The 15440-nt window shown below is 35.6% G+C and carries 16 protein-coding genes; 3 read left to right on the top strand and 13 right to left on the bottom strand.

Annotated elements, in window-relative coordinates; translation table 11 throughout:
- Positions 1 to 13: 13 nt before the first annotated feature.
- Positions 14 to 1231 carry an IS110 family transposase gene (locus NST21_RS10385; RefSeq protein WP_340888989.1) on the top strand — a complete coding sequence of 406 codons (1218 nt, stop codon included), beginning with the start codon at positions 14 to 16 and terminating at the stop codon, positions 1229 to 1231.
- A 150-nt stretch (positions 1232 to 1381) separates the two neighbouring features.
- On the opposite strand, the gene NST21_RS10380 is transcribed toward NST21_RS10385, so the two are convergent.
- From NST21_RS10380 to NST21_RS10355, 6 genes are all read right to left on the bottom strand, one after another.
- A complete protein-coding gene (locus NST21_RS10380; protein WP_340889000.1) occupies positions 1382 to 1660 on the bottom strand; it encodes a hypothetical protein in 279 nt (92 codons plus the stop codon).
- 920 nt (positions 1661 to 2580) lie between these two features.
- Positions 2581 to 2760: a DUF4083 domain-containing protein gene (locus tag NST21_RS10375; protein ID WP_340888998.1), complete on the bottom strand. Its 180-nt coding sequence runs from the start codon at positions 2758 to 2760 to the stop codon at positions 2581 to 2583.
- 317 nt (positions 2761 to 3077) lie between these two features.
- Positions 3078 to 3611, bottom strand: a complete 534-nt coding sequence (locus NST21_RS10370; protein ID WP_340888996.1) for a hypothetical protein — start codon at positions 3609 to 3611, stop codon at positions 3078 to 3080.
- A gap of 276 nt (positions 3612 to 3887) precedes the next feature.
- On the bottom strand, positions 3888 to 4232 hold the full coding sequence (locus NST21_RS10365) for a hypothetical protein (protein WP_340888994.1): 345 nt from the start codon (positions 4230 to 4232) through the stop codon (positions 3888 to 3890).
- Positions 4233 to 4477: 245 nt separating this feature from the next.
- Entirely contained in the window at positions 4478 to 4885 is a 408-nt protein-coding gene (locus tag NST21_RS10360) for a hypothetical protein (RefSeq protein ID WP_144553099.1), read from the bottom strand.
- A 550-nt stretch (positions 4886 to 5435) separates the two neighbouring features.
- A complete protein-coding gene (locus tag NST21_RS10355; RefSeq protein WP_340887875.1) occupies positions 5436 to 6710 on the bottom strand; it encodes an IS110 family transposase in 1275 nt (424 codons plus the stop codon).
- A gap of 376 nt (positions 6711 to 7086) precedes the next feature.
- On the opposite strand from NST21_RS10355, the gene NST21_RS10350 reads away from it, so the two are divergent.
- A complete protein-coding gene (locus tag NST21_RS10350; protein ID WP_340888989.1) occupies positions 7087 to 8304 on the top strand; it encodes an IS110 family transposase in 1218 nt (405 codons plus the stop codon).
- Between the two features lie 243 nt (positions 8305 to 8547).
- Here NST21_RS10350 and NST21_RS10345 read toward each other — a convergent pair whose 3' ends face one another.
- The 3 genes from NST21_RS10345 to NST21_RS10335 form a co-directional block, all read right to left on the bottom strand.
- Positions 8548 to 9168 (bottom strand): NAD(P)-dependent oxidoreductase, encoded by a 621-nt coding sequence (locus NST21_RS10345; protein ID WP_340888992.1) that lies wholly within the window; start codon positions 9166 to 9168, stop codon positions 8548 to 8550.
- A gap of 390 nt (positions 9169 to 9558) precedes the next feature.
- Positions 9559 to 10164 carry a hypothetical protein gene (locus tag NST21_RS10340; protein ID WP_340888991.1) on the bottom strand — a complete coding sequence of 202 codons (606 nt, stop codon included), beginning with the start codon at positions 10162 to 10164 and terminating at the stop codon, positions 9559 to 9561.
- 359 nt (positions 10165 to 10523) lie between these two features.
- Positions 10524 to 10964, bottom strand: coding sequence for a cell wall hydrolase (locus tag NST21_RS10335; protein WP_340888990.1), 441 nt, complete (start codon positions 10962 to 10964; stop codon positions 10524 to 10526).
- A 403-nt stretch (positions 10965 to 11367) separates the two neighbouring features.
- On the opposite strand from NST21_RS10335, the gene NST21_RS10330 reads away from it, so the two are divergent.
- On the top strand, positions 11368 to 12585 hold the full coding sequence (locus NST21_RS10330) for an IS110 family transposase (protein ID WP_340888989.1): 1218 nt from the start codon (positions 11368 to 11370) through the stop codon (positions 12583 to 12585).
- Between the two features lie 189 nt (positions 12586 to 12774).
- On the opposite strand, the gene NST21_RS10325 is transcribed toward NST21_RS10330, so the two are convergent.
- The 4 genes from NST21_RS10325 to NST21_RS10310 form a co-directional block, all read right to left on the bottom strand.
- Positions 12775 to 13110, bottom strand: coding sequence for a hypothetical protein (locus NST21_RS10325; protein ID WP_340888988.1), 336 nt, complete (start codon positions 13108 to 13110; stop codon positions 12775 to 12777).
- A gap of 30 nt (positions 13111 to 13140) precedes the next feature.
- Positions 13141 to 13593, bottom strand: coding sequence for a DUF4279 domain-containing protein (locus tag NST21_RS10320; protein ID WP_340892493.1), 453 nt, complete (start codon positions 13591 to 13593; stop codon positions 13141 to 13143).
- A gap of 118 nt (positions 13594 to 13711) precedes the next feature.
- Complete coding sequence (locus NST21_RS10315) at positions 13712 to 13975, bottom strand: CPCC family cysteine-rich protein (protein ID WP_340888987.1); 264 nt, start codon at positions 13973 to 13975, stop codon at positions 13712 to 13714.
- A gap of 299 nt (positions 13976 to 14274) precedes the next feature.
- Positions 14275 to 15420, bottom strand: a complete 1146-nt coding sequence (locus NST21_RS10310) for a D-alanyl-D-alanine carboxypeptidase family protein (protein WP_340888986.1) — start codon at positions 15418 to 15420, stop codon at positions 14275 to 14277.
- Positions 15421 to 15440 lie beyond the last annotated feature (20 nt).

Below are 15440 nucleotides of genomic sequence, written 5' to 3'. Positions count from 1 at the left end.
AAGGATGGTTTCAATGGAAGTTATCATTGAACGAGTATGCGGAATGGATGTACATAAAGATAACATTACCGCCTGCATTATGACCCCCGAAGGAAAGGAGATTCAAACATTTTCTACAAAAACGGTGTTTTTAATTCAACTGATGGATTGGATTAAATCACATGGTTGCACTCATGTCGCTATGGAGAGCACAGGTGTGTTTTGGAAGCCTATCGTGAACTTAATTGAGGCTGAAGAAATGGAATTTTTAGTTGTTAACGCACAACATATGAAAGCAGTCCCTGGTCGAAAAACAGATGTCAAGGATGCCGAGTGGATCGCTCAACTTCTTCGTCATGGGTTGTTGAAAGCAAGCTTTATCCCTGATCGAAATCAGCGAGAATTACGTGAGCTTGTTCGTTATCGCAGAAGTATTATTGAAGAACGAGCTAGACAGCATAATCGAATTCAAAAGGTACTTGAAGGTGCAAATATCAAATTAGGATCTGTCGTATCTGATATTATGGGCGTTTCATCAAAGGACATGCTTCAAGCGATCGCAAATGGTGAGGATGATCCTGAGAAACTAGCAAACTTTGCGCGACGCTCGATGAAGAAGAAAAAAGATGATTTAATCCTTGCCCTGAATGGGTATGTGAATCCTCATCAACGCATGATGCTCAAAACGATTCTAACTCATATTGATTTTCTGACTGAACAGATTGAAAAACTTGATCAAGAGGTTGCCCAAAGAGTTAGTGTGTATCAAGAAAGCATAGAACGACTGGATTCAATACCTGGTATTGCCACTCGGATGGCAGAACAAATACTAGCTGAAATCGGAACGGACGTTGAAAAACAGTTCGAAAGTGCAGCCAGATTATGTTCATGGGCCGCCCTCGTACCAGGACACAATGAAAGTGCAGGAAAAAGGAAATCAACCAGAGGCAAAAAGGGAAATAAATATTTAAAATCTGCTTTAACCGAAGCTGCTCATTCAGTTGGAGCCTCCAAAAACTATCTTGGAGCTCTATACAGACGGACAGCTGCGCGAAAAGGAAGAAAACGAGCTGGAATTGTCGTTGCCCACGCCATGTTAAGAATTTCTTATTATCTTTTAACAAGGAAAGAAATGTATGTAGACTTAGGCGAAGATTATTTTGATAAACAAAAGCAAGCTTCCATTGTAAGAAATTCGGTCCGAAGGTTAGAAAACTTAGGATATACCGTAAATATATCAGAGGCATCCTAACCACCGATTTATTAGAAGATCTAATAGGGCGCTGCTCTTTTTCAAAAAAATTGAAGCTTGCGTTTTATTTAATATGGTCTTTTTTCTTATTATTAGTGTTTAATTTTCATGGTAGTTCACTAAAAAATGTTCCGAACCACCATATAAATGCTATATCAAAAATACTACGAACCACATAAACGCAATACCAAAATTTAATAACATCTGCCTCTTATTTTCCTTTTTTAAAAAACTTTCAAATCCATCTATTATTGAACCAATTCCTAATAAAAGATATATATTTTTTATGAAATTAAAATCATTAATTATACATAATATTAAAATTAAGCCCATTGTTATTATCATTAAATATCTAATCAGTATAAATGGTTTAGTACTTTCTCTTTTTTCAAAAAACAATCCCATTACATATTTCAACTTATTTGACACTAAATTTCCCCCATAAACTACAAACTGAATTTAATAAACTATACCATAAAGCAAACGGGTCTTCTTCAACTAACCTGCCCCTTTAGTTGAATAAGGTTATTACATAGCTCATCATTAAACAGTTTTTACGTACTATGACATTAATTTATACTTATGATTTTAAATCATTAGGCAACATAGAAGTGAGAGTTATGAGTTTCCCCTAGTTAATGAAGGCAGTTGTGCTTGAATTAGGGGACACTTACTTTCAGTTATCAATTCTAAATTAAGGTATTACTCGCCGTTTTATTCTGTGGTAATGATTCATCTTTGTCTTGTAGGTATGAATCTAATGCAAAATATATACCACTTTCCATATTATGATTACAACTTGAAAATAGTAATTTTTCGACTTAATTATTAAAACCTACAGAACAATTGGGATTTATTTGTGCGTTATTTAATTCAATACAAACCTCAAATAATTCATTATAATTTTTTCTGAATAATACACTCCATGTGCACATACAAAACCTAAAATTAGATGTCTAAATTTAAAATCATCTTCTTCCGATACTCTCAGTCTAATCATTAAAATAATTAATATTGACGGTATTACAATCATTAGTGATAAAATATGCGGATTATTATATTTAATAGCACTAGTATTTAAAAGAAACAACATTATTAAAAAGTAATAAAAAGTTGTTTTAAACTTCACTTTTTTCATTCCTTCCAATTCTAATTAAGCTTTTTTATCTGCAACATGTTTTGCGTAAGAATAATAGCTTTTTCCTCAACTCTTACTGGTAGTTCCATAAGAAAAAACTGCCTTAAAGACAGCTCCGATCTTCAGCTAACGCACCCGTTAGTTCTATAAGACTTATTGTAGGGTGACATAAACTGTGAAGGAACAAAAGAACTGAAAAGGATAAAAGAGATTAATCTCTTTTATCCTTTTCAAGTAGCTTAATTATTCTATCAAGCTTTTGTTCCATGCTATTGGATTTGTTTGACCTTGTAAGAAGAGAACGAACAAAAAAGTAAACAGCAAAAATCATACCAAACAACAAAATAAACATAATAAATTGATATACTATATCACCGGTATTGAAATCCAAAAAAATCCACCTTGCCTTTTTTTGGATTAATTATAACACATGTATACTGGGCAGAACGTCTACACTAAGCTTATTCAACTAACCTGCCCCGTTAGTTGCATAAAGAAAAAGCTAACTTAAAGACAGCTCCAATCTTCAGCTAACGCACCCGTTAGTTAAATAAGGGCATTTTTTTTTCAATTTGAATGTACGAACATTGACAGAATCGTACATTCAAACTAATACCTATTATATGAATTGCTATTTAAGTAACGACTCATTAGTTAAATTAAAATATATCTACATGTCAACCTTGATTCCTGGTGAAAAAATATTATTTAAATAACATCTGCATCATCTAATCGAATTTCTGTAACCTTTCCATATTCACCACACCAAAATTCTAAAGTAATATGCTGTTTATGGTCAATGTAGCCGATAATATCTGCTCCCTGTTCATAACTTTTATAATAATGATCTCCATACTTTGAAAGAACCTCTGCCTTCGTACTTCCTAACTTGATTCCTTTGCTTGTTTGAAGAGGATTTTCAAATAGTTCGTCATCCGTACTTGAAATAATTAACCGCATAATTTTGCCTTTATCTTCCCCTAAAATAATAGAGGCTGTTTTTAACCCGCCTTTCCAATAATAATAATCATATGCATCATTATTATCTTGATCGATTGGTTCTCCATATTCTTTTATAAATTCTGGACTCGTTATGTTTTCCAAAACTTTATATCCCCCGATAGATTCATCAGACAAATCTGTTGATTTTGTTAATTTCTCAGAGAATGCCGAGCACACATAGAAACCTAATATTGCTCCAAAAATAATAAATACAATTACTATCTTACGTCTATAAATCATTTTTCCCACTCTAAAGTCTACTCCATCCATACGGAAATAAAGATATTACTACTCTTCCTTATAAAATCCATAAATTTAATATACTGGTAGTATTAAACTATAATAACTAACTTGCATTATTTGAGTTTCCTGTGCAACTGGCTCTTTGTTGAAATAGGTGTTTTTTAAATATTAATGTATGATTATTGTAGGATTCATACTTTCAAAAGGCCGCCAATTGGCGGCCTTCTTATGGCGCTAACGCACCCGTTAGCTGAATAAGATATTTCCTTGATATTAATTCACTTTAAGGATGTTTAAATGCTTCGTTGTAGAAATCAAATCTATTTTATGATTTCCTTTTGTGTAAAAAACGGAAGCCCCTTCTCTTTCTCCCTTTTTCCATCCATTCGCTTTAAGAACTAATTCATATCCAAATGGTATGCCATTTTCTTCCGATGCTTTTGACCAATCATAACTTTTCCCTTGTTCATTTTCCTGGACTAGCTCAGCATTTTTAGGAACTGGGAAGTCAAATGAATCTTTTGATGGTTCATATAGAGATAACGATATGAAATAATAAATGACTCCACCTATCAAAAGCGTAGCTAAAGTAAGTGTCCAACCAACCATTTTCTTCATTTTACTTACCCTTCCTTCATAGGTTGTTATTTGGATCGATACTCCAAATCCAAACAACTATTTGTTTTCTACATATTCTATTCAAATTGTGGATTATCCTTGTTCAACTATCCTGCCCCGTTAGTGCCATAAGAAAAAGGCCGCCTCAGCAACCTCTCTTATTGAAGTAAAGCACCCGTTAGTTAACACACACACAGGATATAAGAATATTGTAGAGTTGACCAATATTTCGTAATAGATTCTGTTTAAGGTTTGCTATATTTTTTTTTCAAAAAAAACAATATATGAAAATAGGTATGCACTGCTATTCCTACAATTAAATAAGCCCAATAATTATCAGTGAATAATATGTAGGTAAGAGTGATTGCAGAAATAGAATACAAAGAAAATTGTAAAAGATATACTTTTAAATCTGTACGTAAACCTACTAAATAAGTTATGGCATCAATAATTAGAGTGACAGGAATACCAATAATGCAATATATTGCTAATTCATATAATGTGCCAATAATTACTCCATTTAAAAAAGGAAAATATTCGTCTTTTGGAAGTTCTTCATTTAAAGATATTAAACTATCAATTGAAGCACTAAGAAACGATGACAATGGAGCTGCAATAAGTATAGAAATAGGGATCAGATATAATTTTTTCATAAACACCTCAGCACTAAATATTACCATTTCATACAGAGTAGTGCAAATTGTATTGCATTTAATTCACAGTACGAATTTAATACGCTTCTTGAACTCCCTCAGTATGATAGCTATATCTCTCGAATGCTCACTTATTCGCAGGATTTCATAACCCTTGAAAATACATTAACGGTTAAAAGCAATGAGCTCAGATCATTTTGGTTTCATGGAGACATAGTTAAATAAAGGAGTAATAGGAAACTCCATATTCTACCATATAATGCACATAATCTCCACGCCGCCCCTGGAGGCTTTCCCTCCCATGTCTCAACGGGTCATCGAAAAATATGCCCTCTCATTCCTTCGTCATGCCTATCCAAGGGGTGGAGGCCAGTTATGCTAACCTAATGGGTCGGTGCCCTTTTGTTCAAGAAATCTGGTACTCCGTGCATCTTTGAAATCCTACGAATAAGAAAACATTCGACAAAAGATAAGCTGAAAATAAAGTATTAATTATTTTCAAGTGAGGTTCCCTTCGAGAACCTGTAAAGCATGATTTATTCAATAAAAACTAGGCTGCTAGAGCTGAAAAAGGTTGTAATTTTTCTGGGGAATAAGATTCATTTCGTTTGGCTATGCCTACAAATACTCGAGCCAGTTTACCAACCAATTTCATAATTGATTTCATTTTCTTTATTTTTTTCACCTTAACATTATTAGCGTGCAACGCTTTAAACTCAGGGTTATTCATGACAAGGCACATCGTCGCTAGGTATAAGAAACGCCGTAGCCTGGATCTCCCACGTTTAGAAATGACAATCTGACCTTTCCATTTACCAGAGCTCGCCTCGGAAAGATGTAACCCTGCATGACGAAGTAGAGAATTACCGTGGGCGAATCCACTTAAATCTCCAGCTTCCCCTAAAATTCCAGCTAAAGAGATTTCACTGATCCCTTTAATAGCCAACAGTTTCTTTGCGAAAGGAATTTGTTGAAGCACGTTAGTGACTTCTTGTTCCACTCTTTCGAGTTGCGTTGTAGCTAGATCATACTCTTCCAGTAGTTGTTCTAAATGTAGCTTGTAAGCATCATGTGCTTGGTGGGATCCGATAGAGCGTTTAGCTAAATCTATAAGTTGATAAGCTTTTTTCAACCCAGGCTGACGCTTCATTACCGATTTCCATTTGGCTACAATATCTTGAGGTTGCATCGATCGTAACTCGATTGGTGTCGGAAACAAACGTAGAGTTGCGATTGCCCCTTTTCCTTTCACATCTTTAAACACTTGTCGTAGCTCAGGAAAGACAACATCTACCCATCGATTTAATTGATTAATAGAACTAACGAGACGTTTTACGATTACGTCACGGTTGGACATAAGAACTCGAAGTTTTTCGAAAGACTCTGAAGCCACATGAACAAAAGAATAGTATCCATTCTTGACCATATCCGCAATCACGAGAGCGTCTTTTTTATCACTTTTGGACTGAGTGTTATCTCGATTTTCTTTATTTCTTTTTACAAGGTGAGGATTGACTGTTACGACATCAACCTTTTCGTTAGATAACCATTTCGATAGATTAATCCAGTAATGACCTGTAGGTTCCATACCGACAATAGTTGTGTCTAATCTGTTTTTACCTTTTAGTTTATTAATCCATTCTAGAAATCTGTTAAAGCCTTCTTCGTTATTTTCAAAAGTAAGAGGATCACCTACCACGATTCCTCGATAATTTACAGCTCGAGCAACGTGAAATTGTTGGGCGATATCCACGCCAACAACGAGATGTCGATCAGAAATTCGTTCAATGAGTTGATTTTGTTTGTCCTGCATTTTAAAATTCATATTAGGGTTCCTCCTAAGGTTTTGAGTTAGAGTGATGTCTTACTCATATCTTACTGAGGAGCCCTATTTTTTTCAAAGTTAATAATTAACGCTCTACAGGAATGCTATCCTGCCCCGTTAGCCAACCATGCAGCGCACGACCAGCGCTGCACCACAGAGAATGAAAATGGTGGAAAACCGTCCATACTGATTCTATGGCTGGGTGAGGAAGGTCGATGAACTATGGTGCCATTAGAGCCCATCCGTTAGTCTGACTCCAACGACCTCGGTGCATCACAGACTGTCGCTCCCTTACGGGAAGCACTCATGGTAGATTAATCCTATTCTGGTTTTTGCACCAGCCTCTAATTTTTTCGCCATAGGAAGGATGGTTTCAATGGAAGTTATCATTGAACGAGTATGCGGAATGGATGTACATAAAGATAACATTACCGCCTGCATTATGACCCCCGAAGGAAAGGAGATTCAAACATTTTCTACAAAAACGGTGTTTTTAATTCAACTGATGGATTGGATTAAATCACATGGTTGCACTCATGTCGCTATGGAGAGCACAGGTGTGTTTTGGAAGCCTATCGTGAACTTAATTGAGGCTGAAGAAATGGAATTTTTAGTTGTTAACGCACAACATATGAAAGCAGTCCCTGGTCGAAAAACAGATGTCAAGGATGCCGAGTGGATCGCTCAACTTCTTCGTCATGGGTTGTTGAAAGCAAGCTTTATCCCTGATCGAAATCAGCGAGAATTACGTGAGCTTGTTCGTTATCGCAGAAGTATTATTGAAGAACGAGCTAGACAGCATAATCGAATTCAAAAGGTACTTGAAGGTGCAAATATCAAATTAGGATCTGTCGTATCTGATATTATGGGCGTTTCATCAAAGGACATGCTTCAAGCGATCGCAAATGGTGAGGATGATCCTGAGAAACTAGCAAACTTTGCGCGACGCTCGATGAAGAAGAAAAAAGATGATTTAATCCTTGCCCTGAATGGGTATGTGAATCCTCATCAACGCATGATGCTCAAAACGATTCTAACTCATATTGATTTTCTGACTGAACAGATTGAAAAACTTGATCAAGAGGTTGCCCAAAGAGTTAGTGTGTATCAAGAAAGCATAGAACGACTGGATTCAATACCTGGTATTGCCACTCGGATGGCAGAACAAATACTAGCTGAAATCGGAACGGACGTTGAAAAACAGTTCGAAAGTGCAGCCAGATTATGTTCATGGGCCGCCCTCGTACCAGGACACAATGAAAGTGCAGGAAAAAGGAAATCAACCAGAGGCAAAAAGGGAAATAAATATTTAAAATCTGCTTTAACCGAAGCTGCTCATTCAGTTGGAGCCTCCAAAAACTATCTTGGAGCTCTATACAGACGGACAGCTGCGCGAAAAGGAAGAAAACGAGCTGGAATTGTCGTTGCCCACGCCATGTTAAGAATTTCTTATTATCTTTTAACAAGGAAAGAAATGTATGTAGACTTAGGCGAAGATTATTTTGATAAACAAAAGCAAGCTTCCATTGTAAGAAATTCGGTCCGAAGGTTAGAAAACTTAGGATATACCGTAAATATATCAGAGGCATCCTAACCACCGATTTATTAGAAGATCTAATAGGGCGCTGCTCTTTTTCAAAAAAATTGAAGCTTGCGTTTTATTTAATATGGTCTTTTTTCTTATTATTAGTGTTTAATTTTCATGGTAGTTCAATAAGAAAAAGGCTGCCGAAGCAACCCCTGTTATAGAACTAACGCACCCGTTAGTTTAAGTACAATTTTTCACAAACAATAAATTTTACCTTGTGACAGCAAGTAATAATGTAAGAAAATATTATTAGTAGGCGATACCTACACGTGATTTTATATAATTGTTACTTTCAATCTGCTTATATGTAAATTCTGCTGTATCCGATACGTATATTTTAACTCCACCCACCGGCAAAAAATCACGTTCCACACGATATTCACCTAAACTTTCTCCATCAGGTAAATACGTAGGACATACAATAGTCCATTCGAGTGTTGATTGTTTAAGCATATCGTAAACTTTATGATGTTCTTCTGCTGCACGGGTTGATTTACGCTTTGATTCAATTGATTGATAACGCAGTAAATTTGGGGTGGTTCTACTTTGTAGGATACCTGCAGTTCCTATAGTAATAATCCGTTGTATACCTTCGTTTTCCATTGCTTCGATAATGTGTGGCATACTTTCAGACAAAGTTGTTGCCCCATCAGTATTTAGCGCACTAATAACTACATCAATCCCGTGCATTGCACGTACGATATCCTCTTTATTTAAAACATTACCTCGAATAATAGTTAAATTTTCATTATTTATTTGAATCTTCTCTGGAGTACGAACTAATGCAGTAACATGATGTCTGTCATGAAGAGCATAATTAACTATTTGACCTCCAACTCGTCCAGTTGCACCTAAAATTAAAATATTCAAAAGTATAATCCTCCTTTTTACGAATACAAATATTACACTACACTATAAATGCTATTATTTCTTCTTTTTTAACTTAGGCAGGATTACTTTAAGTATATAAATTCAAACTACTTAAATTTTGAATAGCGAACTAATTTTCTTTAAAGAAGCCGCTCAACAAACTGACCCTTTTGTTGAATACAAGTTAACAGCACTCTTCAACTAACCTGCCCCGATAGTTCCATAAAGAAAAGCTGCCTTAAAGACAGCTCCGATCATCAGCTAAAGCACCCGTTAGTTTAAGAACATTTCTTCACATTGTTATTCTAGGAGTAAACAATTCAGCGAATTTGTTTATGAAAAAGGCCTGTTAAAACAGGCCTTTTTTAGTTAGAGATACATTTAAAAGTTCTAATACTGGTACCATTTTAATATTTTTAATTTTTTCATCATTTTTTTATAACTCTTACTAAGCCTTTTTATTGCTACATCAGGTGATGGACGGTCGGACGGTTCATAACCAATTTGTTTTTTTAACAAAGAAACAAAATCCAAAGATTCAACTAGATTTTCACTGTCTCTCAATAGGCCATCATGTATATAGACCATTTGTACGAAGAGAAATTTCATATCTTTAAAATAAGCTGGTGGCACTTCGGTTTCAAGCTTCTCTAGTTGCAAAGAAAAAGTTACTGATGGTGGTAATGAGGATTGCCAATCATCTTCTGGGTCATATTTATTTATTTTTTTCATAACTTCAAAAATCTTCATTTGTAGGTATTCGTACTCGTAAACGGGAACTTCGCTTCTATAAAGTTGCAAATTTTCTAATAGGCCTGATGCATTTCCTGAAAATACCCATATATCATTCGCAGCACTTTTAAATCTCTTATAAAACTCATTATAAGCTAATTTTTCAGTTTTATTATTTTGCCAAATTGCAATAAAGACAGCTCCTACAACACATATGAAAGCCCCGATGATTGCAGTAGTTAATGCGTTTTCCCAAAAGTTCATGTGGTAACTCACCTCAACTTCGAATACTTAATTATATGGTAGTTTACCAATAGTATTCACTCAAAGTAAGAGAATATTATTTTCAAAAGGTATACCATTAGGGATTTGATTTTCGGAGCCAGTGCAGCTGCTCTTGGTGTTCTCAAAAGCTTTCTTTTTTATAGAAGTAAACATTTTGGAGATTATGTTTACTCATACGAAAAAGGGACTGTAGATGACAATCCCTTTTTTAACTAACGCACCCGTTAGCTTAAGTACAATAATTCACAATCTTACTTTTTTAGATAAAAACTATTACTAAAAGTTTTATATTGTATAAATATTTTAAATATGTAAAAAAGCTTACTCAAAGAGTAAGCTTAACCTCTATAAACACTATCACATGTTCCAGGTTTTGGTTCATAAAAACAATGGTCTTTAAATTGACCAGTATGAGGTTGATCATACCATGTTGGAGGGCATGGAGCATATGGATTAAAATACCAAAGAGCATATCTAGCCGGATGCTGTCTCCAGTGCTTCAAATTCTGTTCTGCTAATCTTCTTTCAATACCTCTCGCTCTTTGATAAAATACATTCCCTTTTTGAACAGCTTCAAAAGAATAATTTCCTCCTTGTACATGATAAATGACTTGTGGAATTGTTCTTAAACCTTTAAAGTCTAAACAATTAGCTACAAGACGATTCACAATTACATTTCCAACATATAACATTCCTAGTTTTCCTTCACCTTCGGCTTCTGCTCTCATCATCCTTGCCATTAAGTCAACGTCTGAACTTGTGTATTTTGCTCTTGTCATTTTTCCACCCCAAAAATATTGTATGAAAAATAGCCTACAGTCATGTTTATGTAATATAAATGCTTAGTTATAATAACTTACAGCTTTTAAGTAAAATGAAAACTATTGCATTCTTTTTTCCCTTTATTCAACTAACCTGCCCCGTTAGCCAACCATGCAGCGCACGACCAGCGCTGCACCACAGAGAATGAAAATGGTGGAAAACCGTCCATACTGATTCTATGGCTGGGTGAGGAAGGTCGATGAACTATGGTGCCATTAGAGCCCATCCGTTAGTCTGACTCCAACGACCTCGGTGCATCACAGACTGTCGCTCCCTTACGGGAAGCACTCATGGTAGATTAATCCTATTCTGGTTTTTGCACCAGCCTCTAATTTTTTCGCCATAGGAAGGATGGTTTCAATGGAAGTTATCATTGAACGAGTATGCGGAATGGATGTACATAAAGATAACATTACCGCCTGCATTATGACCCCCGAAGGAAAGGAGATTCAAACATTTTCTACAAAAACGGTGTTTTTAATTCAACTGATGGATTGGATTAAATCACATGGTTGCACTCATGTCGCTATGGAGAGCACAGGTGTGTTTTGGAAGCCTATCGTGAACTTAATTGAGGCTGAAGAAATGGAATTTTTAGTTGTTAACGCACAACATATGAAAGCAGTCCCTGGTCGAAAAACAGATGTCAAGGATGCCGAGTGGATCGCTCAACTTCTTCGTCATGGGTTGTTGAAAGCAAGCTTTATCCCTGATCGAAATCAGCGAGAATTACGTGAGCTTGTTCGTTATCGCAGAAGTATTATTGAAGAACGAGCTAGACAGCATAATCGAATTCAAAAGGTACTTGAAGGTGCAAATATCAAATTAGGATCTGTCGTATCTGATATTATGGGCGTTTCATCAAAGGACATGCTTCAAGCGATCGCAAATGGTGAGGATGATCCTGAGAAACTAGCAAACTTTGCGCGACGCTCGATGAAGAAGAAAAAAGATGATTTAATCCTTGCCCTGAATGGGTATGTGAATCCTCATCAACGCATGATGCTCAAAACGATTCTAACTCATATTGATTTTCTGACTGAACAGATTGAAAAACTTGATCAAGAGGTTGCCCAAAGAGTTAGTGTGTATCAAGAAAGCATAGAACGACTGGATTCAATACCTGGTATTGCCACTCGGATGGCAGAACAAATACTAGCTGAAATCGGAACGGACGTTGAAAAACAGTTCGAAAGTGCAGCCAGATTATGTTCATGGGCCGCCCTCGTACCAGGACACAATGAAAGTGCAGGAAAAAGGAAATCAACCAGAGGCAAAAAGGGAAATAAATATTTAAAATCTGCTTTAACCGAAGCTGCTCATTCAGTTGGAGCCTCCAAAAACTATCTTGGAGCTCTATACAGACGGACAGCTGCGCGAAAAGGAAGAAAACGAGCTGGAATTGTCGTTGCCCACGCCATGTTAAGAATTTCTTATTATCTTTTAACAAGGAAAGAAATGTATGTAGACTTAGGCGAAGATTATTTTGATAAACAAAAGCAAGCTTCCATTGTAAGAAATTCGGTCCGAAGGTTAGAAAACTTAGGATATACCGTAAATATATCAGAGGCATCCTAACCACCGATTTATTAGAAGATCTAATAGGGCGCTGCTCTTTTTCAAAAAAATTGAAGCTTGCGTTTTATTTAATATGGTCTTTTTTCTTATTATTAGTGTTTAATTTTCATGGTAGTTGCATAAAGGAAGAGCTGCCTTAAAGATAGCCCCGACCTTGAGCTAACGCACCAAGTTTAAAACTATTTAAAACTAATCACCTATGGCAAATATATGTGTTTTTCGTTGTAACGCTTCTATGCAAAAAAATTTTAATTCTTTAGCAAAACGTCTAACTTTTTGTTCTTTGTCCTCTCCTTTGTATTTATTAATTACGCCATCACATATACCTATTAATTCATTAATCTCTTCTCTATACAATATTGTTTCACCATAAATATTAAGATTTAGAAGTAGACCAAACTCATTATTAGAGTCCTTTTCCCTACTTAAAAGATATGAGTGTATTCCCTCTTCAAACTCTACATATGTTTCTTCCTTATACGCTTCTTTATAGGTGTTAGCTAAAATGAAACTGATTCCACACATTTACTTCACCCTTCCCTGCCTTGTGCTTTTTTAGTCGTCAAAATCATTTTCATAAGGGTTTGCATACAAATCAAAATCAATCTCAGCTTTAACACTATTTGCAAATTCAATCTGTTCGTTATCAAAATACAAACCCGGTGTATCTCCATTTTCCATAATAATAACAATGATGATTTTACATTCCAGTTTATACTTTGTTTTTAACTGATTTATTATAGCTGCTTTATTTTTTAACGGTCCTAAAATCTGGTCCATTTGTTCCTTCACATCATAGGATTCTTGATAGCCCGTACTTAATTCCCAGGCTGTTTCTTTTCGATAAAGAGTTTTCGTTGAAATAACATTTGGATTATGAGGTCTTATGATGACTTCACCCTTTTTATAGGTTTTTGTTGGTTCAATTTCCAACGTTTCGGTCACATAACTTATTGGAAATTCATCTCCATACAAGCTGAAGTAAACCATTACTTGAGTTTTGTCCAATTTCAAATTTCCCCTCCCGATAGTTGCATAAAGAAAAAGCTATCTTAATGACAGCTCCGATCTTCAGCTAAAGCACCCGTTAGTTGAAGATCAAAATAATCAATTACTATATGTACCCTCACTCTAACGGTTTCCAATTTGGGTCCTTTATATCGGACTTATTTGGCTTTCTGACATACTGCAAACTTCTTTCACCTTTAGCCCCAAATTTTTTGAAATTTTGTTGTGCTTCTCTAAAGGAAACATAATTTGCTCCATCCTCATCTGGATGTTCATATTGGTAACCATCATCTTCCCAAAAACAGGTTTCACAAATATCATACGTTCCTGGAGGTTCTTCATCTAATGTTTTATATCCACAGCAAGGACAAGTATATATCATACAATCACCTCTTAGTTGTTTGTTTTTCTTTTTTATAGTTAAACATAATTCTTCAACTAACCTGCCCCGGTAGTTCCATAATAAAAAAGAGCTGCCAAAGCAACTCTCTTATTGAAGTAAAGCACCCGTTAGTTCATTAAGAAAAGCACATTATTTGTCTATCTCTTTTACATAAATCATAGATCTAGGTAGTATACCTAAATATAAATAGCCTCATCAAGTTTTTCCTGAGGCTATTCACTGCGTATAGGTTATTAATGTTTTTGCACTAGAACCAATATATCTATAGGAGCATTTCTTTATTTTTGAACGGCTCTAGTATAATAATATTCTTCAAGAGTAATTCCTTGGCTCATAATAGTTTGAGCTATTGATTTACCTACATATCGAAGATGCCATGGTTCATATTTATACCCAGTGACTGATTCTTTTCCTTTAGGGTATCGGATAATAAATCCATAATCATCTGCATGTGCCTGTAGCCATTGTGCTTCTTTAGTACCTCCAAAGCAATCCTGTGCCGCGCATTTACCATTGCCTCCTGTCACATCAATAGCAAGGCCTGTTTCATGCTCACTTGTTCCAGGTAATGCACTGTATGTGATTGCTTTGGCATAACCATCCCTTTTTACATAAGAATCAAATAGAGCAACTTGTGTAGCATGTGATCTGTAAGCAGATACACCGAGAAGACTTACTCCCTGCTTCTTGGATTCCGTAAATAATTTGCTAATGGCAGCAGCTGCTTCACTTCGCATTTTTCTCTTTTCTGTCTTTTCTTTAAAAGTAAACGGTATCGATGTATACACTAAGTCTTTTGGTACATAGTTTTCTGGTAGCTTATTTTTTTTATTGACTAGCACTGGAATACTTTCAGGCTTTGCAACAACCTGAATGGCGTCAGATGAAGAGTTTGATATTTTTACATATTTGCTACTAACATAACCTGTTTGACCGTTTAAGCTTACCTTTAGCCATCCATTCACATTTTTTCCAGTAACCGTTAGCTTTGTGCCCTGTTTAACTGTTGTTATAATTTTATTAGCAGTAGAAGGACCTGTACGGACATTCAGGTTAGCAGTTGCTGTATAGGTTACAGTTTCTGTACTAGATGAAGAGTTTGATATTTTTACATATTGGCCACTAACATAACCTGTTTGACCATTTAAGCTTACCTTTAGCCATCCATTCGCATTTTTTCCAGTAACCGTTAACTTTGTACCCTGTTTAACTGTTGCTATAATTTTATTAGCAGTAGAAGGACCTGTACGGACATTCAGGTTAGCAGTTGCTGTATAGGTTACAGTTGCTGCATTGGCTACACTTGGTTCTAACACCTTAATATTTGCATGGTTAAAACCGATTAAACCTGCACATAAAATAATGAAAGCAAAACCGGTAGCTAGCAATCTTTTGTTTAACGTTACTTTATTTAGTTTTGTCATTTAGAACACCTCAGCTTTAA

The organism is Peribacillus sp. FSL K6-1552 (genome assembly GCF_038005205.1).
GTDB classification, from domain to species: Bacteria; Bacillota; Bacilli; order Bacillales; family DSM-1321; genus Peribacillus; species Peribacillus butanolivorans.
The sequence above is the reverse complement of the archived record's forward strand: the minus strand, read 5'-3'. Positions and strand labels throughout refer to the sequence as shown.